The 18,784-nt window shown below is 71.1% G+C and carries 18 protein-coding genes; 5 read left to right on the top strand and 13 right to left on the bottom strand.

Annotated elements, in window-relative coordinates; translation table 11 throughout:
• Nucleotides 1-7 precede the first annotated feature (7 nt).
• Nucleotides 8-940 (bottom strand): aminoglycoside phosphotransferase family protein, encoded by a 933-nt coding sequence (locus tag ACIQK6_RS04585; RefSeq protein WP_329095610.1) that lies wholly within the window; start codon nucleotides 938-940, stop codon nucleotides 8-10.
• A 90-nt stretch (nucleotides 941-1,030) separates the two neighbouring features.
• Here ACIQK6_RS04585 and ACIQK6_RS04580 point away from each other — a divergent pair, with 90 nt between their 5' ends.
• Nucleotides 1,031-2,527: a S1 RNA-binding domain-containing protein gene (locus ACIQK6_RS04580; RefSeq protein WP_329095608.1), complete on the top strand. Its 1,497-nt coding sequence runs from the start codon at nucleotides 1,031-1,033 to the stop codon at nucleotides 2,525-2,527.
• 21 nt (nucleotides 2,528-2,548) lie between these two features.
• Here the strand turns inward: ACIQK6_RS04580 and ACIQK6_RS04575 are convergent, their stop codons facing one another.
• Nucleotides 2,549-3,244, bottom strand: coding sequence for a ZIP family metal transporter (locus ACIQK6_RS04575; RefSeq protein ID WP_402694307.1), 696 nt, complete (start codon nucleotides 3,242-3,244; stop codon nucleotides 2,549-2,551).
• Nucleotides 3,245-3,433: 189 nt separating this feature from the next.
• Here ACIQK6_RS04575 and ACIQK6_RS04570 point away from each other — a divergent pair, with 189 nt between their 5' ends.
• From ACIQK6_RS04570 to ACIQK6_RS04560, 3 genes are all read left to right on the top strand, one after another.
• Nucleotides 3,434-6,100, top strand: a complete 2,667-nt coding sequence (locus ACIQK6_RS04570) for a LuxR C-terminal-related transcriptional regulator (RefSeq protein ID WP_329107408.1) — start codon at nucleotides 3,434-3,436, stop codon at nucleotides 6,098-6,100.
• 166 nt (nucleotides 6,101-6,266) lie between these two features.
• Nucleotides 6,267-6,464: a hypothetical protein gene (locus tag ACIQK6_RS04565; protein WP_328787159.1), complete on the top strand. Its 198-nt coding sequence runs from the start codon at nucleotides 6,267-6,269 to the stop codon at nucleotides 6,462-6,464.
• A gap of 159 nt (nucleotides 6,465-6,623) precedes the next feature.
• The gene (locus tag ACIQK6_RS04560) at nucleotides 6,624-7,085 is read left to right on the top strand and encodes a hypothetical protein (protein WP_329095603.1); all 462 of its coding nucleotides are present in this window, start codon (nucleotides 6,624-6,626) and stop codon (nucleotides 7,083-7,085) included.
• 92 nt (nucleotides 7,086-7,177) lie between these two features.
• Here the strand turns inward: ACIQK6_RS04560 and ACIQK6_RS04555 are convergent, their stop codons facing one another.
• The 4 genes from ACIQK6_RS04555 to ACIQK6_RS04540 all read right to left on the bottom strand — a co-directional run bounded on the left by ACIQK6_RS04555 (nucleotide 7,178) and on the right by ACIQK6_RS04540 (nucleotide 10,641).
• Nucleotides 7,178-7,558, bottom strand: a complete 381-nt coding sequence (locus tag ACIQK6_RS04555) for a hypothetical protein (RefSeq protein ID WP_402694306.1) — start codon at nucleotides 7,556-7,558, stop codon at nucleotides 7,178-7,180.
• A 246-nt stretch (nucleotides 7,559-7,804) separates the two neighbouring features.
• The gene (locus ACIQK6_RS04550) at nucleotides 7,805-8,536 is read right to left on the bottom strand and encodes a class F sortase (RefSeq protein ID WP_402694305.1); all 732 of its coding nucleotides are present in this window, start codon (nucleotides 8,534-8,536) and stop codon (nucleotides 7,805-7,807) included.
• A complete protein-coding gene (locus ACIQK6_RS04545; protein ID WP_329095597.1) occupies nucleotides 8,533-9,357 on the bottom strand; it encodes a hypothetical protein in 825 nt (274 codons plus the stop codon). Before ACIQK6_RS04545 ends, ACIQK6_RS04550 begins: the two co-directional genes overlap by 4 nt.
• Nucleotides 9,358-10,044: 687 nt before the next feature.
• On the bottom strand, nucleotides 10,045-10,641 hold the full coding sequence (locus tag ACIQK6_RS04540; protein ID WP_329095596.1) for a phosphohydrolase: 597 nt from the start codon (nucleotides 10,639-10,641) through the stop codon (nucleotides 10,045-10,047).
• A gap of 81 nt (nucleotides 10,642-10,722) precedes the next feature.
• Here ACIQK6_RS04540 and ACIQK6_RS04535 point away from each other — a divergent pair, with 81 nt between their 5' ends.
• Nucleotides 10,723-11,283, top strand: a complete 561-nt coding sequence (locus tag ACIQK6_RS04535; RefSeq protein ID WP_329095595.1) for a hypothetical protein — start codon at nucleotides 10,723-10,725, stop codon at nucleotides 11,281-11,283.
• A gap of 46 nt (nucleotides 11,284-11,329) precedes the next feature.
• On the opposite strand, the gene ACIQK6_RS04530 is transcribed toward ACIQK6_RS04535, so the two are convergent.
• The 7 genes from ACIQK6_RS04530 to ACIQK6_RS04500 all read right to left on the bottom strand — a co-directional run bounded on the left by ACIQK6_RS04530 (nucleotide 11,330) and on the right by ACIQK6_RS04500 (nucleotide 18,774).
• Nucleotides 11,330-12,721, bottom strand: a complete 1,392-nt coding sequence (locus tag ACIQK6_RS04530) for an FAD-binding oxidoreductase (RefSeq protein ID WP_402694304.1) — start codon at nucleotides 12,719-12,721, stop codon at nucleotides 11,330-11,332.
• On the bottom strand, nucleotides 12,718-13,041 hold the full coding sequence (locus tag ACIQK6_RS04525; RefSeq protein ID WP_402694303.1) for a hypothetical protein: 324 nt from the start codon (nucleotides 13,039-13,041) through the stop codon (nucleotides 12,718-12,720). The genes ACIQK6_RS04530 and ACIQK6_RS04525 overlap by 4 nt, the downstream gene beginning before the upstream one ends.
• The gene (locus tag ACIQK6_RS04520; RefSeq protein ID WP_402694518.1) at nucleotides 13,038-13,430 is read right to left on the bottom strand and encodes a cupin domain-containing protein; all 393 of its coding nucleotides are present in this window, start codon (nucleotides 13,428-13,430) and stop codon (nucleotides 13,038-13,040) included. The genes ACIQK6_RS04525 and ACIQK6_RS04520 overlap by 4 nt, the downstream gene beginning before the upstream one ends.
• A 164-nt stretch (nucleotides 13,431-13,594) precedes the next feature.
• Nucleotides 13,595-14,362: a response regulator transcription factor gene (locus ACIQK6_RS04515; RefSeq protein WP_329095589.1), complete on the bottom strand. Its 768-nt coding sequence runs from the start codon at nucleotides 14,360-14,362 to the stop codon at nucleotides 13,595-13,597.
• 195 nt (nucleotides 14,363-14,557) lie between these two features.
• Nucleotides 14,558-16,282 carry a tryptophan 2-C-methyltransferase gene (gene tsrT, locus ACIQK6_RS04510; protein WP_402694302.1) on the bottom strand — a complete coding sequence of 575 codons (1,725 nt, stop codon included), beginning with the start codon at nucleotides 16,280-16,282 and terminating at the stop codon, nucleotides 14,558-14,560.
• A gap of 41 nt (nucleotides 16,283-16,323) precedes the next feature.
• A complete protein-coding gene (locus ACIQK6_RS04505) occupies nucleotides 16,324-17,538 on the bottom strand; it encodes an acyl-CoA dehydrogenase family protein (protein ID WP_329095585.1) in 1,215 nt (404 codons plus the stop codon).
• A gap of 21 nt (nucleotides 17,539-17,559) precedes the next feature.
• Nucleotides 17,560-18,774 (bottom strand): acyl-CoA dehydrogenase family protein, encoded by a 1,215-nt coding sequence (locus tag ACIQK6_RS04500; protein ID WP_329095583.1) that lies wholly within the window; start codon nucleotides 18,772-18,774, stop codon nucleotides 17,560-17,562.
• Between the last annotated feature and the right edge of the window lie 10 nt (nucleotides 18,775-18,784).

Raw genomic sequence — 18,784 nt, 5'->3', positions numbered from 1 at the left:
GCCGCGATCAGGCGGGCCGCGTCAGCAACTGCGCCAGGTGGTCGGCGAACTCCGTGATCCGGTCGAGCAGCGGGCCGCCGCGGGCGACCCGGAAGCCGTGCCGACGGGCCCAGAACGCGGCCTGCACGGCATGGAGCTGGGCCCAGCGCCGGACGCGTTCGCGCTCGAGTTCCGCGGCCTCGACGAAGACGTCCACGGTGCGCCGGACCGCCTTGTCGAGGTCCTCGGCCCCGATGAGGGACAGTGCGCGCGTCTTGAGCAGCGTGCCGCCGTCGTAGGCGGGATCTCCCACGTAGCCCTTGGGATCGACCGCGAGCCACGGCTCGCGGTCCGCCCGCAGGATGTTCCGGGCGTGGAGGTCGCCGTGGATCAGGACGTCCGGCTGGGTGCGCCCCAGCTCGCGCACGGTCGCCACCGCCGCGTCCACCACGTACCGGGGCAGCCCGTGCGCCAACTCGTACTCGTCCTTGCGGAGTTGTTCCTCCCAGGAGCCGGCCCGCTCCCGCAGCCGGGGGAGGTGGGCCGGCGCCGGGACGGCCAGCCGGCGGTTGAGCCGCCCCGCCACCGTCACCACCTCGTCGCCGTCCTCGACCCCCTGCAGCGTCGACGAGCGGACCCGCTCCAGCAGCATCGCGAAGCGCTCGTCGTCGCGCTCGTGCAGGAGAACGGCCCCGCGCCCGCCCCACACCTCGAACGCTTCCGGCTCGTGAACGTTGCCGGGATGCGGGAAGGAGACCTTCAGCACGGCCGGCACCGTGTCCCGCCGCAGCACCGGAACGATGATCCCGACGCCCCCGTGCATGACCTCGCCGTCGGGTGCGCACTCCCAACGTGCCAGTAACTCGTCGACGATCTCCGGAAGTTCGGCGAGCCATGCAGATCCGGCCGCTCCCTCGCGCTCGACGGTGCAGCGCGTGAACGTCTCTGGTGTCTCGACCATGCCGGTACCTTACGCTGGGCCACATGATCCAACTTTCTGTCCGTCCGCGACCGGCCCTCAGGGCAACTTCGAGCCGCCGGGGGCGCTGAGATGCCGCCCTTCACCTACCGGCTCACCCCCGCCGCGGCCGTCCCCTTCGCCCTCCGGGAGCAGCTGGCCGAGACCTTCGTCGCCGCCGCACGCCGCTTCGCTCTGGAAGCCGGCGCCGACCGGCTGACGATCGATAATCCGATGGCGCGGGGGTTCTTCTCCTTCCGATCCCGTTCGGCGCCGAGCGCCCCGGAGCTGGCGGGGCTGTTGCCCTCCGACCGGCCCGGCTCGTCCGGCCCGCTCCCACCGTCCGGTTTCCACGACGGCGCGCGCGTTCCGCTCGACACCGGCCTGGAACTGCTGCGGGCCGTGCTGCTGCGCGAGGGCCCCTGGTGCCGACTGCGCGCCGAGGAAGGGTTCTTCCTCCACGTCGGGGAACGGCACGACCTCTACGTCGGGGGTGCGACGTCGTACGCGGAGGCCGCTGCGCACGCCCGCCGATCGGGGCTGACCGTCGAACCGGTCGAACGCTCCCCGTACGACCCCGCCCTCGACGAGATCGCCCCCCAGCCGCCCGCGGACGGGGCCTTCTGGACGGCGGTCCACAGCCTGGTCGCCGAGCACGGCGGGGTACTGGTCGAGGAACGGTACGTCGGCGGCGACCAGCGATGGCACCGGCCGACCACGGCCGCCGAGATCACCCGGATACGGGCGCTGCTGACCCCGCGTGCCCGGCTGGCGGTCTGGCCGGACCTGACCGACGACATCGAGGCGGTCCGCGCCGCCGTCCTCCGCGCGGAACGGCTCGAACTCCTGGTCCAGCAGGGGGCCGACGGGACCCCGTGGGCGCGCATCGCCGAACCGTGGATGGGCCACGCCGAGATCGCCTTCCCGGTGATCGGGAGCGGTCCGGGGAGTCGGGCCGGGCTGGTCCCGCTGGCGCCGGTCGATCGCCGCCCCCTGCTCGCCGGGGTACTGCCGGACGCCGATGGAGTCGTACGGGCGCGCTGGCGCACCAACCGCACCCCGGCCGACGAGCGGCGGACCCTGCTCGGTTCGCTGCGGACCGGCGACGTGGTGTCCGGCACCGTCGCGAGCGGCCTGGACGACGTCGGCGTGCACGTGCACTTGGACCTGGAGCGGAACCTGGAACACGAGCGGGGGTGGCCCATGGGCTTCCTGCGCGTCCCCGAAATGTCCTGGGAGTACTTCGAGGACGTGGACGAGGTGGCCCCGATCGGCCGGCGGATCCGCGCCGAGGTCCTCCACGTCGACCTCGAGTGGGAGCGCGCGAGCCTGTCCGTCAAGGCACTGCAGCCGGACCCCTGGCGCGCCTTCGCCGAAGCCCTCCGGGCCGGCGACACCTTCCCCGGCACCGTCACCAAGATCATTCCGTTCGGTGTGTTCGTGCGCGTCGCACCGGGTATCGAGGGCCTGGTCCACGAGACCGAGCTCGCCGGCAGGACCTTCGAGGTGGGGGAGGACCTACGCGTCGCCCTGCTCGGCGTGGACCTGCAGCGGCGCCGGATCAGCCTTTCCCCGGCCCGGGAGGCCTGAGCGAGCGGTCGCCGGCGGTGTTCACTCCAGGAGGGAGAGCGCACCGGCGGCCGCGAAGCCCAGCACCGTCGACAGGCCCGCGAGCCTGCCGCCCAGCTCGAAGGCCTCCGGCATCATCGAGTTCGCGAGCATCGTCAGGACCGCCCCGGCCGCGAACGCTTGCACCAGTCGGCCCTCGGTGCCGGGCACGAACCCCACCAGCCCGTACCCCAGCGCCGCGCACGCGCCCGAGATCGCGGTGATGCCCCACCAGATCCGGTACACCACACCCGGCTGGCGGCCCTCCTCCCGCAGGCCCGCCGTGGCGCCGAGGCCCTCGGGGAGGTTCGACAGGAAGACCGCCGCCAGGAACGGGACGCTGATCGAGCCGCCGGCGGCCAGGCCCATCCCCAGCACCAGCGACTCGGGTACCCCGTCGAGCAGGGCACCGAGCACGATGGAACGGTTCGCGTTGTGCGCGCTCCCGCCCGAACGCTGCGCCGTGGCCTTCTGCGCGAGGGCCCCGTCGAGGAGGAAGAAGCTCAGGGCGCCGACGCCGACGGCCAGGAAGTCCCACGCGCTCTCGAAGCGCTCCCTGGGCACCAGCTCGTACGCCACGGCCGCGATCAGCGCACCTGCGCCGAAACCCAGGACCAGTCCGGTCACCCTCGGCGACGGACGGTAGCGCAGCGCCAGCCAGGCGCCGATGACCAGGGAGAACGCCGCGAGAGCGTTCATCGGACCTCCTGGGCGGCCGTCCCGACCGTCCCGCGCGGCGAAGGCGACCGGAGCCCATGCTGCCGGCCGCGGAGCCCCCGGACATCCCCCGGAGCAGGTGACCAACTGGTGATCACCACCGATGACCGGTTCAGTGGTGAGCGTGGGCCGATCACAGTCCGTATCCCCGCGGGAACCCCGGTGACCTCCATGGACCACCGCGCCCCGACCGGCGACCCCATGCTCACGGCCAGGTTCGCGCCTCCGGCCGTACCGAAACTGCTGGTCCACCGGCCCGAGCTGCTGGGGCGGCTGACGGCCGGTGCACAGGGGCCGCTCACCCTCATCAACGGTCCGGCCGGATCGGGCAAGACGGTGCTCACCGCCCACTGGGCGGCCGACGGACGTGCGCCGCGTCCCCCCATGTGGCTCACCGTCGAACCCGACGACGCACCCGGTGCCTTCTGGGCGTACGTCCTGGAAGCCCTCCACCGCGGCGGGGTGGCCCTGCCGGCCGCGGTGGGCAGGCCGACCCGCGCCGAAGGGGTGACCCGCTCGTTCCTGGTGCGCCTGGCGGACGGGCTGGCCGCATCGCCGCAGCCCTCGGTCCTCGTCCTCGACCAGTTCGACACCGCCCAGCCGCCCGCGACGAGCGAGGGGCTGGACTTCGTACTCCGGCACGCGGCCGGCGGCCTGCGCATCGTGCTCACCAGCCGCTCGGACTCCCTGCTGCCCCTGCACCGCTACCGGGCGGCCGGCGAGATCACCGAGATCCGGCACGCCGACCTCAGGTTCACCGACGCGGACGCCGAGGCGCTGCTGGGCGAACACCGGCTGGACGTCTCACCTGCCGGAATCCGCCTGCTGATGGAGCGGACCGAGGGATGGGCGGCCGGCGTACGCCTGTGCGCCCTGGCGATGCAGCGCAGCGCCGACCCGGAGGCGTTCCTGCGCCAGTTCGCGGCCGACCGCACCACGATCGCCGACTACCTCCTCACCGAGGTGCTCGACGCCCAGCCGCCGCCCACCCAGGACCTGCTGCTGCGCGTCTGCGTCACGGATCGCGTCCACCCCGACCTCGCGGACGCGCTGACCGGCCGGGACGACGGTGCACGGACCCTGGCGGGACTGGCCCGCGACAACGCGTTCCTGGAGCAGATCGACGCCTCCGCCTGGTACCGGCTGCACCCCCTGTTCGCCGAGGTCCTGCGCGCGCACCTGCGGCAGCGCTGCCCCGGGCTGGAACCCCTGCTGCACGGGCGGGCGGCGCGCTGGCTCGCCCGGACCGGGCGGCTCACGGAGGCGGTGCTCCAGGGCGCCGCCGCCGGGGACTGGCAGTTCGCCGCGGCGCAGCTGGTCGACCACCTGGCGATCGGCCGCCTGCTCACGGGCCTGGAAGCCGATCAACTGGGCCGGGCCTTCGCCGCGATGCCCACCGGGACGACCGGAGCGGCGCCCGCACTGGTCGGCGCGGCCTGCCGGTTGGCCGAACAGGACCTGCCCGGATGCCGGGCCGCCCTGCGCCGGGCGGACGCCGTCCTGTCGGACGCATCCCCTACGGACGGCTCCCTCACGGACTCCTGCGGTCCGGCGGCGCGGTTCGGCCGTGCCTTCCTCGGCGTACTCGCCGGACGGCCGGCCGACGACGTGACGGCCACCGAACGGGCCGCCGCCGATGCCGACCGGCTGCTGCGGGAGTTGCCGCCGCACCTGGTCGCCGAGCGACCGGAGCTCCGCGCCCTGCTGCTGGCGCACCTCGGCGCCGTCGAGCTGGGCGCGGGTCACCTGGACCGGGCCGAAGCCGCCCTCACGGCCGCCGTCGCAGCGTGCGGGCAGCCGGGCACGGAGTCCCCGCACTGCGGCGCCCTCGGCTCACTGGCCCTGACCGAACTGCTGCGCGGCCGGTTGCGGCAGGCGGCCGCCCACGCCCGCGCCTCGCTCGCCGTCGCCGAGCGCTCCGCCCTTCCGCCCGAGCGCCGGGCCGCGGCCGTCCACCTCGTCCTGGCGGGCGTGGCGGTCGAGCAGGACGACCTGCCCGCCGCCCGCCGCCACCTCGACCTGGCGACCGCGGAGCCCGGGCCGCGCCCGGACCCCGCGACCGCCGCCCGGGCCGCCGTCATCGGGGCCCGGATCCTGGCGGCCGAGGGCGACGGGGACGCCGCGCTCGCCGCCCTGCGCGCGGTCTACGCGGAGGAACTGCCCGCCCGGGCCGTGGACGAGCTGGCCGTGGCCGAGTCGGCCGTACACCTGGCACGCGGCGACGCCGCCGGGGCCCTACGGGTCCTCGACGCGGTGGCGGCCCCGGACGACTCCCGGCCGGAGCACGCGGTGGCCAGGGCCCGGGCCCTGGTGGCCGCCGGCCGCGCCGCGTGCGCGGCGGGGGAGCTGGCGGGCGTACCGGGAGACGACGGCGTCGCCACCCCGGTACGGGCGCGCGCGTGCCTGCTCCGCGCGCAGATCGCCGCGGCGGCCGGCGACTTCCAGGAGGCGCACCGGCACCTCGGGGAGGCACTGGCGCTCGCCCGCCCCGAGGAACTGCGCCGGATGTTCAGCGAGAGCGGTCCATGGGTGCGCCGGACCCTGAGCCGGGACCCGCGACTGGCGCGGTCGCACGGCTGGCTGACCCCGCGCGCCCCGGCCCGTAGGGCGCGCGCGCCGCAGGCCGACGGGCAGCCGGTGGTGGTGGAACCGCTGAGCGCGCGGGAGACCGAGGTGCTGCGCAAGGCCGCGGAACTGCTGTCCACCGAGGAGATCGCGGCCGAGCTGTACGTATCGGCCAACACGGTCAAGACCCACCTGAAGAGCATCTACCGCAAGCTCTGCGTCACCCGGCGCAGCGAGGCCGTCCACCGGGCGCAGGACCTCGGGATGCTCTGAGCCGCGAGCGGGACGCGGGGGACGCGGGGGACGCGCCCCTCGCCCGCACCGGGCGATGCCGAGCGCGGGGCGGGGGCCGACGATGGCGTGGGAGGCCGGGAGCAGCCCGGGCCCTCGCACCGGCCCGGGCTCCGATGCCTTCGTTCCGAGAGGAGTGAGTGCTCTCATGCGCTACGAATTCCGCATCTCGGGGGTCGTACCGGACACGCTCGCCGCGAGCTTCCCCGAGCTCGACCGGACCCCCGTACCGGAGCAGACGCTCCTGTTCGGCAGCGTGGCGGACGAGGCCCACCTGTACGGGCTTCTCACCCGCTTCCAGTCCCTGGGCCTGCGCGTGCTCGAAATGCGCCGGCTCCCCGCCTGAGCGGGAGCCGCAGGGCGGGCCCGGGGCAATACCACCCGCTTCGGGTGATCACGGGAACCGGACCGCCGGACGACACTGCGATGTGGGCACCGGAGCCTGTGACCGACGAGCCGGAGCAGGACGGTCCTGCGCTGCACCGCCAACTGTGAGGTGAATTCCATGGGCCAGCCGACACCGACCGGGGGAAACTGGAACACCGGCCCCGCGCCGGGCAACGCACCGTCGTTCTCGAGCGGCGACGGCCAGGGCGCGGGGAACGTGGGCACGATGTTCGCCGCGGTCCTCCTCCTGGTGACGGGCTGCCTCGCGATCTTCCAGGGCATCGCGGCCATCGCCAACGACGACGTCTACGCGCGCATCGGCAGATACGTCTTCGAGTTCGACTTGACGGCGTGGGGCTGGATCCACCTCATCGTCGGGATCATCGTCGTCCTCACCGGAGTGGGCCTGTTCGCCGGGTCGAACCTGGCCCGGGGCGCCGGTATCGCGCTGGCCGGCATCAGCGTGATCCTCAACTTCATGTGGCTGCCGTACCAGCCCTGGTGGTCGATCATCATCATCGCGATCGACGTGTTCATCATCTGGGCGCTGTGCACGAGCTGGACGCACGCCACCGACTGACGCCCGCCACGCCCGCCACGTGCGGCACGTGCGGCACCCGATCCGGCGACGGATCGGGTGCCGCCGCGTCGAGCCGGTCCACGGGCCGGTCCTCAGCCGTTCGGGCCGAGGAAGAAGGCGGGCTTGCGTACGGTGAGGGAGTCGGCCATGGTCCTCAGGTCCCCGTCGGAAACGGTCGGTCCACCGCCATCGAGCAGGACGACGGCGCCTTCGTGTCGCGCGACGTAGCTGATGCCCCCGGACCGGGAGGAGCGCCAGGTGTCGGGGGCCACCTGTTCGCACGGGCCCAAGTTCATCTGTGTGACACCGCTGTAGACCTCGCACGCGTCCGGGGGTGCGAAACCGGCGACCTGCGGGGCGACGGTCACCCGGACACCGAGCTCCTCCCGGTCGGCGGCGCTGGTCTCCACCGGCTTGGGCAGCAGGAGATAGCCGAACGTGCCGCCGTATGCGTTGGCTTCGGGGAAGTACATCCGGTAGCCGCGCAGCTCGGGGGCAGCAACGGCACCTTGGAGGCAGCGAGTTGCCGTTCCGTGTACTGCGAGATGCTGCGTTTGCCCGTCGTCCCCTCGATGAAGATCCGTTCCGGAGCTCCATCGTGGCTATATCGTCATGCTCACGCCATGAGTAGGGATACTCATCCGGCCGGACGGGGTCGGGCCCGTCAGCCGCAGTGGGGCGCTGCGGCCGACGGGCGTGTTCCCGGCCCCTCGTCCTGGCTAGGCGGCGCCCGTCATGCGGGCGTACACCACCACATTGCTGTCGTAATAGTGCTTCTTGGGGTCGAAGTTGCCGCCGCAGGTGACCAGACGCAGGCCCGCGTGGTCGACGTTCTTGTAGACCTCCAGCGTCGGGAACTCGGCCTTCGGGTACTCCGCGACCTTGTCCACCGTGAACGTGACCGTCTTGCCGTCCTGTCGGGTCACCTTGATGGTGTCACCGCCCTTCATCGTCTTCAGCTTCTCGAATACCGCGGATGCGCCGTTCCACGTGACGTGCCCGGCGATCACCGCCGGCCCTTGGGAGCCGGGGGTCGGCCCCGGCTCGTACCAGCCCGCGAGCGCGGGGTCCTTCGGGGTCTGCATGGTGCCGTCGGGGTTCTGCTGCAGGGTCTCCAGGGTGCTGGTCACGTTGAGGGAGGGGATCGTGATCTTCTGGGGAGCCGACCGCGCCAGTGCCTGCTTGGCCTGGCCCGAACCCGAACCCGAACCCGATCCCGCGTCCGTGCCGGGGCTCGCGCCATCCTTGGATCCCGCGGCGGGAGCCTGCCCCGCGGGCGGGGCATCGGCGGGGGCCGGCACTCCGCCCTGGGCGTCCTGCCCCGCCGGGACGGCGGGCTTCGCAGCGTCCGCGCCACCGCCGCCGCACCCCGAGAGGAGGAGCCCGGCGAGGACGGCGGCCGCCAGCGGGCCTACGGTTCGGCGGCGGAGCCGCGCGGGTGCCGACTTCACGCGCCACCCCCGGTGGTCTCCTGGCGGACGGGTCCGACACCGGACCGCTTCCGCCCGATGATCACCGCACCCGCCACCACCGCGAGTACGGTCATCGCCACGCCGTCGCGCACCGTCACCGGTACGGCGGTGTGCTCTTCGGCACCGCCACCGGTCTCGATGCCGCCGACGGGGATCGACCCCACGGCCGCGCCCTTGACCTCTCCGCAGTTGGTCGGAGCCGTGGCCTCCTGGGGCAGCTTCGGATCGAGCTCGCTCTTGCCGGCCCCCTCGAAGTCGTACTTCTTGTTCTTGTTGCGGTCGATGCCGTGCTGCACGACGTGCAGGTCCTTGATGTGGGTGACCACGTCCTGGCCGACTTCGATCGTCCGCTTGTAGCGGATCGTGCCCTGTGCATCGGCGACCGGCATGCGCAGCACGTCAAGGCCGCTGGTGGGCTTGGTGTCCCCGCCCGTGGTGAGCGAGATGTTGATGTCGCCGTAGTCGTGCGTGGCCTCGGTGTTGCTGAGGACCCCGTCGCGGTCGGTGTCGTCGGTCGCGTCCGGGCAGTGGAAGTCGTGCCCCTTCGTCGAGCCGTGCAGGTGCTGGGCCGACGGCTGTCCGGGAACCATCCCCTTGGACTCGATCTGCACGGTGAGTTGGTTGCCCTTGAGGGTCAGCATGACCGTACCGCTCGAGCCCGAGTTGTTCAGCTGCGCCAGGTCGATCTGGTACGCCTTTCCGCCCTCGGCGAGAGCTGGTCCAGAAAGGCCGAGGGTCAGGGCCACGGCGGCGGGTATGGCGGCGAGAACCACGTGGCGACCGGCGCGCTTGACTATCACATTCGCTCCTGTTCCGTGGATCCCCAGGACGGGAATCGCAGATCGTACGGGATTACACGAGGCCCTGGAGAGGCTCTCGCTTCTCCTTCGGTGCCCCAACGCCTGCGGATGGGTGCCCATATGAAAAATTTCAGGTGACTTTCTTCGGCTGCGAAAGAGAGGCAGCTTGCAGAGGCCTTCCGGAGCTGGCGCAATTCCGTGCGCGGTGCACGTCGGAACGTGCTCGCATGGCAACCGGATCATCGCGTCGCCCAGGACGCGGCCCAAGGTGGGATCCCTGACGGTGCACGTCAGCCATGTGTCTCAGGCCGCAGTGGAGCTTCCGTCGGGGAGTGGAGAATTCGTTGAACGAAACGCACAGCGCAAACGCAGGGAGGAGGTTGGGGAGTCCCTCCTCCCTGCGCCCGGGTCGGTATTGCGCCCGCCTATCGGCACAGTCCGCGGCGGGGCCGAGTGCGTCAGGTGGAGGGGTCGGAACTCGGTCTCCCTTGAAGTAATCTGACCGCTATCCATTCGATTCTGCCGCATCTACACACGCGCATGCACCGCCTTAGATGTCATTCCGGTCGTCGCCGGGGGAGGTGATCCCCGTCGCCGGTCCGGTCCGGTTCGGTCTCGACCTTTGTAGTCCTCCTGGCGGCGACCGGACGAATAGTTGACCTCTGATGCTAAGAAATGCCGTCAGGGCTACGCGTGCACCGGGAAGGACGCCTGGAAGGCGAGGCGGCCGTCGGCCCCCTCGCCGATGCGCGTGAGCAGGTCGTCGAACGCGAGGTACTCCTCCCAGTGCTGACCGCCCGTCGCCTGCGCCAGGCGCGTGATCACGAGGTCTTCGAGTTCCTGGACGCGCTTGTTCTTCCAGACCTTGTCGGCCGTGCTCACCAGCAGGTCCTCCAGCGTCGTACCGGGAGCCGTCCACGAGGCGTGGGTTCCCGCGTAGCGGGCGAGGTCCGGGCCGAACCCGTGGGCCAACAGCAGGACGCGGCCCGCCTCTTCGTGCACGGAGCCGGGCCCGGACAGCTCTGTCGTGTGCACGGTCTTGCCGATGTCGTGGGTCGCCGCCCCGAAGAGAACGGCCGCGCGGTCAAGGGCGATCCGCGGATGGCGACGCTCCGTCCATTCGACCAGCTCGACCGCCACGTCGTGGACGGCGCGCAGATGGGCGGCCAGCCGCGGCGGTGCACCGAGGGACCGGAGCAGGTCCACCACCGGCGACGGTAGCGGCCGGAGCGGCGGATCGGCGGGAGCGTACAGGGCCTGGGACAAGGGATCCGAGAGGGGCATCGGCGCAGACTACCGACCCGGATCCCGGGCCCGCGCTTCCCACCGGGCGCCGGCGGGCGGCTCTTACTACCCTCTCCACTCATGATCACATGGGTCGTCACCATCGCCTTGGCGTTCGTCGGCTACACCGTCACCTATCTCAACGGCCTGCGCCTGGCCCAGCGACAAGAGCGCCTCTCGCGCGTCAACCGCCAACTCAGCGAGCTCTACGGACCGCTGTTCGCCCTCACGGAGGCCAACAGCCGCATCTTCGGCGCGTTCATGGAGCGCCACGCCCGTTCCGACGGCCGATCGCCCTTCGTCCATGAACTGCCGCCCACCGAGGAGGAACTCGCCGAGTGGCGGCTGTGGGTCAAGACCGTCTTCCTTCCGAACATCCAGCGGATGCGCGACCTCGTCATCAAGCACGCCGACCTCCTCGGCGAAGCGGAGATGCCGCCGATCCTGCTCCAGCTCTGCGCCCACGTCTCCGGCTACGAGATCACGGTCGCCCGGTGGGAGCAGGGGAGTTACGGCGAGCACCAGTCCGTGGTGCCCTTCCCCAGCGAGGAGATAGCCGCGTACGCACGGCGAGGGTTCGCCGGACTGAAGCAGGAACAGGGCCGGCTCCTCGGGCGCCGGCGCACCGGCGATCGATCCTGACGGCGAGGGCGCCCGGGCGCCGGGCCCGGGTGCCGGCCGGCCCGTCTCAGGTCCCGACGGCCTGCCCGAAGGTGAAGAAGCCGTCCGGGTCCACCCGCTTCTTGATCTCGACGAGCCGCGGGTAGTTGGCGCCGTAGTACGCCGTGCGCCAGTCCGGTAGGTCCGGGTCGATGAAGTTCTGGTACGCCCCTTCGCCCACGTACGGTGCCATCGCCTCCTGCAGCCCCGTCAGCCAGCGGAGATTCACCTCCGCGGTGGCCGGAGGGTCCTGCTCGGACCAGGAGGTGTCCATGGTGACCAGGCTGAGTGCGTCCCGGTGCACGAACGCGGTGTCGGCCGGGGCCACCCGGTTGATCGCGCCGCCCCAGGTGTACAGGGCCAGGCCGCAGCCGTCCGGATTGCCGCTGCCGGGCCGGCGTTCGAGCAGGGAGAGGGCGGTGCGCAGGGCCTGGGCGGGCAACGGCTCGGCGGTGAAGTTCGTCCGTACCGCGAACGCGCCGGCCGAGGTCTCGTGGAGCAGGTGGTCCTGGGCCTCCCAGAAGGTGCGGTCCGCGATGTCCTGTCGGACCGGGCGGGTCGACTTCAAGGCAGGGGCGAGGAGTTCGCGCAGCTCGCTCGCCGGGCCGAGGTGCAGGGCGACGGCCGACACCGTGGCCCCGGCTCCGTCGGCGGCGCTGACGCCCAGCCTGAGGGAGAACGCGTCCGGTGCCCTCCGTGCGATCTCCTGCATCACCGTGAAGACCTCGGGCGCGTCCGCCCCGTCCCACAGCAGCACGCACGTGGAGACGTCGGACACCGGGCTCGCCCGGAAGGTGAAGGACAGGTTGATGCCGAAGTTGCCGCCGCCGCCACCGCGGCAGGCCCAGTACAGGTCGGGGTTCTCCTGGGCGTCGCAGGTGAGGAGTTCGCCGTCGGCGGTCATCAGCGTGGTGCGTACGAGTGCGTCCGCCGTGAGGCCGAGCGTGCGCGAGGTGGCGGAGGAGCCCCCGCCGAGGGTCAGGCCGGCGATGCCGACGGACGCCCCGTTGCCCAGCGCGAACGCCATCTCGTGCGGCTGGATCGCGGCGCGGACGTCGGACATCAGGGCACCGCCGGCGGCCGTGACCCACCCGGTGGAGCCGTCGGCGGTCACGCCGTTCAGCGCGCCGAGGTCGAGCACCAGGCCGGAGGCGGCCGAGTATCCCGCGTAGCTGTGCCCGCCGCTGCGCGCGACGAGGCCGATGCCGTTCTCGCGCGCCCACGAGAGGGCGCGCCGTACGTCGGTGATGTTCGCGGCGGACAGGACGCCGCTCGGCGCGGTCCTCGCGTACCGCCGGTTGAAGGGGGTGCTCGAGGAGCGGAAGCCGGCTGCGCCGGGGCGCAGCACGCGGCCCGTCACGCTCCGCTCCAGTCGCCGCCAGGCGGACTCGGACGGGCCGTGCGCCGCGTTCGCGCTCACCGGACCTCCTCGATGTAGGAGGTTCCGGTGGCGGCGTGCGGGCCGTAGCGCTCCCACACCTCGCGCAGCCGCAGGCGGCCGTCCTCGGCCACCTCGGGCGTGTTGACCGTGTGTCCGCAGACGACCTCGCCGGTCGCGAAGACGAGGGTGTAGCCCATGGAGAGGGTTCCATTGGGCTCGCAGGTGCCCACCGTCCACCCGCGCCGCACCTCGCCGCCGACGACCTCGCCCCACACCAGGTCGCCCTGCTGGTGGTAGACGGCGACGGTCCGGCTGTCACCCTTCGGCTTGCGGAACGTGCGCCCGTCGTAGTTGATCACGGGGCGGACCCCGGCTCGGGCACCGGTTCGGACTCCGGTTGTACGGCGAGGAAGTCGGCGGACATGTCCGGGCCCCACCAGATCGCGTAGTAGGCGAAGTCCTCGTCGTGCTCGTTGACGATGTGGTGCTCCGCTCCGGCCCTCATCACCGCGAGGTCCCCGGCGGCGAGCTCGTGCCGCCGCTCCTCGCAGACGACCGCGGCCCGGCCGGCCATGACGATGAACAGCTCGCGTTCGTGATGGGCGTGCGCATCCGTCACGTCACCGGGGCGCAGGACGCACCAGGCTCCACGAAATGGAGTTTCCAACCCGGGCCACGGATGGAGGAGTCCGAGATCCAGTCCGTGAGCCCGGGTCAGGTTATCCGGCTCTCTTCTGCGGATGATCACATCGGGTTTTTCCTGGTCGGTCAACGTCCCACTCCGATCGACGTCCTCATTTTCCGGCGGCGCGCGACGTCGTTCAGGCTAGAAGCCGACTGCTCCCTTTCGACAGGGGAATTGTTCCCTGGTCGGGAGGGAATCGGTGGTGCGGGGGATCACGGACCGGCGGATCAGCCGTGTCCGAGACCGGCGTCCCGGGCCAGCACGATGGCCTGCGAGCGATCCGCCACGCCGAGCTTGCCGAATATCACGGAAACGCGGTTGCTGACGGTCTTCGAGGCGAGCACGAGTTCACGGGCGATGATGGTATTCGATTTGCCCGCGGCGATGCGTTCCAGAACGTCCCTTTCCCGGTTGGTCAATTGCGGGAACGGGTAGTAATACTGCTGACCGGAGGTGGCGCGCATGAGGGCGCCGAGTCGTCCGGCGATCGATTTGTCGATGATCGCCTCGCCGGCCGCCACGGCCTGGATCCCGCGCAGGATCTGGTCCGCGTCGGCCCGCTTGAACAGGTAGCCGCGGGCACCCGCCTGGAGTGCCGAGGTGATGGCCCGGTCGTCGTCCACGGCACTGAAGACCAGGATGCCCGTGTCGGGCCAGGACCTCAGGACCTCAGGGATGACCTGCGTTCCGGAGGATCCGTCCATCAGCGGGTCGAGCACGAGCACAACGGGTCTCCAGCGGCACATTTCCTCGATCACCTCGTCCGCCGTGGCGGCCTCTCCGACGACCGAAATTCCCTCGGACCGTTCGAGAACGGAACGGACACCGTGACGAATTGCGGGCTGGGTGTCGGCGAGGACGACGGTGACCGAGGCGGGGGCCCGGTGGGTGGCCGGGAGGTCTTCGTCGGGCCGAAGGACCACCCCGTCTCTTCGTGGATCATTATGTGGCGCGAGTGGCCAGAGTAATCTCATGGTGTCGGTTTTCTGGTTCATTCGTACCTTCCCCCACTCGACGGTGAAACACGGTCCATGCTGATCGGCCGGATCCCAGAATGGTCCAGAGGTCCGGCCCACCGCAACGGTGAGGAGTGCGAGAAGAAACGTGATAGTTATGTCGACGAAGGCATCACTATTCGCGCCCTATTTCACGGCCTTCGCACATGCATCGACAATTGAAATCCGGCAAACTCACGTACCCGCCGGTCCAACCGCTCCGACGTCCTGCGCGCGGCGCAGGATCGCTTCCCGATCACGCCAGTGCGCCCAGAATGCGCCGGTGTATCCGAGCCCTCCCAGACTCGTCAGGAACGGATTGTCCGCGTAGTTGTTGTCGTGCTCACTGGAGCCTGCCAGCGTCGGCAGCATCACCCGGTGGTAGTCCGACGGATCGACGAGCTCCCACAGGAGATCCACGGACCGGCTCCAGCGCCCGGAGGGATCGGTGACCGTTTCGGTCCCCTCCAGCAGATCCGGGGAAAAGTAGCAGACCAGACGGAAGTTGCCCGATTCGTCGAACATGAATTGCCGCTCGTACTCCACCGGCCCGGAGCACTTGGACAGGGGTTTCAGCACGATCGGCCCGGTCGCCGTGTTGGACTGCAGTCCCGCTACCGTCCGGACACCGTCGCACCGCTCGGCCATCGCGATGCCCAGCGGCGTGTGGGGGAAGAGCCGCAACCCCAGCGAGAAGCCGGTCACGGTGGCGTCCAGCGCCATGAACGCGTCTACGCATTCGCGCATGCTCCGGGGTGTCTCGCCCGGCATCCCGAAGAGCGCCTCGACCATGGTCAGCATGCCGTTGGCGTGGCAGAGCCGGACCAGGCGCTCGGTATCGGCGAAGGTGTAGTACGTGGTGCCCTTCTGCGTGATCTTCCAGCCGTTCAGCATCTCGGCGCGCACGTGGTCCGAGCCGACGTTCACCCCGCGACAGCCCGCGGCGGCGAGCAGCCCGGCGAACTCCTCGTCGAACGGCGAGGGCTGGCAGTAGACCCACAGCCGCAAGTCGTTCAGCGGGTTGCCGGGATCGGCGTGCTTGCGCCGGACGATCTCCCGCAACAGGTTCTTGGCGTGGGATATCGCCAGGTTGAACTCGCTGTCGGTGGTGTGTTGGTCGAGGATCCCCTGCTCAGCCAGGGACTGCATCTCGTCGACCACGGCCGCGACATCGCGCCGGCCCGTCCGGATGCCCTTGGCGTCCGGCTCCACGCAGTGCGAACAGCGGTAGGTGCAGCCGTTCTTGGTGAGGATGCCGGCCAACCCGCCGCGCTGGTAGTACAACAGGTTGTCCACCTTGTGCGGCGCGCCGGAGCGGCGGACGTACATTCCGGAGCGGTCCACCTGCCAGGTCCGGTCCTCGAACTGCCCGGCGGGCAGCGGCGCCGCCACCGTACGGCGGGCCGACGGGGCGAGTGCCGGCGGCGGCACCCTGGTCACCCCTTCCGGGGTGTTGCGGATGAGCCCGCTGACCGTGTCCGTGCCGCGCCCGGTGACCAGCGCGTCGGCGAGGTCGCAGATGATCTGCTCACCCGGCCCCTTGACGCCGAAATCGATGCCGAAGTAGTCGACCAGCGCGAAGGGCATGGAGGAGAAGCCGATGCCGCCGCCGACGATCGGCGCGTCCGTCAGCCGTCTGATCTCGGTGATGATCTCCTTGTGTTCGCCGACGAAAGGGCGCTGTTCGAAGGCGTAGACGGTGTCGGTATTGCGGATGGTGACACCGACGAGGACCGGGCTGCGCGTCCCGAAGTAGTCGGAGAGGCAGGTCTTCCAGTCCTCCCGGTGGAACGTGAGGTCGACCACCTCGACCTCGAAGTCGGCGGCTTCCAACGAGGTCGTGAGCACATCGAGCGCATAGGGAGCGATCGGTGGGTGCACCTTGTTGGGATTGACCAAAAGCACCAGGCCTCGGCCCATCGGACTTTCTCCCCCCCTGGCCTGCACGCAGGCGATTCGCGTCATCTGACGATGCCGAGGCAGATCCCGAACTCGGGCTTCCCGCCCAGCAGATAGGCGCCGGCCGACTGGAGGATGCGGTCCTGGGCGGTGGCGTGCTGGCACATGGTGGTGGTGTCGCGCATCCAGCGGTCCATCGGCGACGACTGGTGGATCGACCAGGTCTGCAGCAGGTCGCAGAGCCGGCTGACGATCGACCGCGAGGTGCGGAAGGCGTGCACCCAGGCGATCGGCGACGCGGCGCGCTCCTCGGGGGTGAGGTCGTCCAGCGTGCCCCCGGCGGCCAACACCGCCCACTGGCGCCGCTGGCTCCCGTAGACCCCGCTCCGAGTGGCGAGGAGGTCCGCCTCGCACTCGGCGAGCGTGACCTGCGCCCGGAAGTGGTCCTTCCACGCCACCCCGGTCATCCGGTCGACCCGGGTCCGGGCGATCTCCCGGGCGTGGTCCAGGGCGGCCCTGGCCACCCCCAGCGCAACGCCGCACATACTGCGCGTGAAGGCGTCCGGCTGGGCGAGCGGGCCGGGCCGGCCGCGCACCTTGCCGAAGCTGTACGTGTGTTCCTCGGGCACGAAGACATCGGCCATCGTGTAGTCGCAACTGCCGGTGCCGCGCATGCCCATGGTGTGCCAGTTGTCGATGACCTCCACCTGCGCCCGGGGCACCAGGAACTGCCTCGACTCGTGCGGATTGCTGCCGTCGGGGCTCGCGTACGGCTTGCCGTCCGCGTAGACGAACGCACCCGAGGTCACCCAGTCGCAATGGGTGATCCCGCTGCCGAACGACCACCGGCCGGAGAGCCGGAAACCGCCGGGCACCCGCTCGGCGTGCCCCGTCGGCTGCAGCAGCCCGGCCATGATCGTGTCCGGGGTCGGGAAGACCTCCTTGGCCACCCTCTCGTCGAGGAAGGCGCTGAAGATCCCGCTGCTCGCGCCCATCACCGCGCACCAGGCCGCGGAGGCGTCCCCGTGCGCAAGGGTCTCGACGACCTCGGTCTGCTCCATCGTGGTCAGCGCCAGGCCGCCCAGCTCACGGCCGAAGGCCATCCGGAACACCCCGGCGCCGCGCAGTAGGTCCACCACGTCCGCCGGCAGCCGCCGCGCCTCCTCGATCTCCGCCGACCGCTCCCGCAGCAGTGGAGCCAGCTCCTTCGCACGGGCGAGGAGCTCCGCCGCGGTGGCGGCGGGCACCTGGACCCTCGGGTTCCGGGTCATGCTCATGTGATCGCCCTTCACTTGGCCCTACTTGACGATGCCGAGGCTCATCCGGAACTTGGGCGGCCGGCCCAGCAGGTAGGCGCCGCCTGATTCGAGGATCAGATCCGAGGCGGCGACGTGCTGGCACATGGTCGCGGTGTCGCGCATCCAGCGGTCCATCGGCGAGGACCGGTTGATCGACCAAGCCTGCAGCAGGTCGTAGAGCCGGTTCACGATCGCCCGCGAGGTGCGGAAGGCGTGCACCCAGGCCAGCGAGGACGCGGCCCGCTCGGTGGCGGTCAGATCGTCCAACGTGCCGCCACCGGCCAGTACGTCCCAGTGCCGCTGCGAGCTGCTGTAGACCCCGCTGCGGGCGGCGTTGAACTCCGCCTCGCACTCGGCGAGGGTCACCTGTACGCGGAAGGTGTCCGCCCACGGCGTGTTGGTCATCTTGTCCACCCGGGTGAGCGCGGTTTCCCGCGCGTGGTCCAGGGCGGCCCTGGCCACCCCGAGCGGGACCGCGCACAGGCTGCGCATGAAGGAGTCCGGCTGGGCGATCGGGGTGTCCGTGCGGCCCCGCACCTTGTAGAAGGTGTAGGTGTGCTCCTCGGGCACGAACACGTCGGTGATCGTGTAGTCACTGCTCCCGCTGCCGCACAGGCCGGTGGTGTCCCAGTTCCCGACGACCCCCACCTCGTGCGCCGGCACAAGGAACTGGCGCGACGCGTGCGCGTTGCTGCCGTCCGGGCTCGCCCACGGCTTGCCGTCCTGGTAGATGAACGCACCCGAGGTCACCCAGTCGCAATGGGTGATCCCGCTGCCGAACGACCACCGGCCGGAGAGCCGGAAGCCGCCGGGCACGCGCTCGGCGTGCCCGGCCGGCGCGATCAGCCCGGCGGTGATCATGTCGAGGCTCGGGAACACCTCCTTGACCACGGCCGGATCCAAGAAGTTGCTGATCGCCCCGGTCATCGCGCCGATCGCCGCGCACCAGCCGGCCGAGGCGTCCCCGTAGGCCAACGTCTCCACCACTTCGGCCTGCTGCATCGACGTCAGCTCGGGTCCGCCCCACTCGGGGCCGAAGCACATCCGGAACACTCCGGTGTCGCGCAGCAGGTCCACCACGTCCGCTGGGAGCTGCCGGGCCTGTTCGATCTCCGCCGACCGTTCCCGCAGCCGCGGGGCCAGTGCCTTGGCCCGCGCGAGGATCTCTTCGGCGGTCGTGGGTGCTTCGGTGCCCGGGTTCCGGGTCGTGCTCATGCGTTCCCCC

Origin of the sequence: Streptomyces sp. NPDC091682 (assembly GCF_044756625.1) — a bacterium.
Taxonomy (GTDB): Bacteria; Actinomycetota; Actinomycetes; order Streptomycetales; family Streptomycetaceae; genus Streptomyces.
The sequence above is the reverse complement of the archived record's forward strand: the minus strand, read 5'-3'. Positions and strand labels throughout refer to the sequence as shown.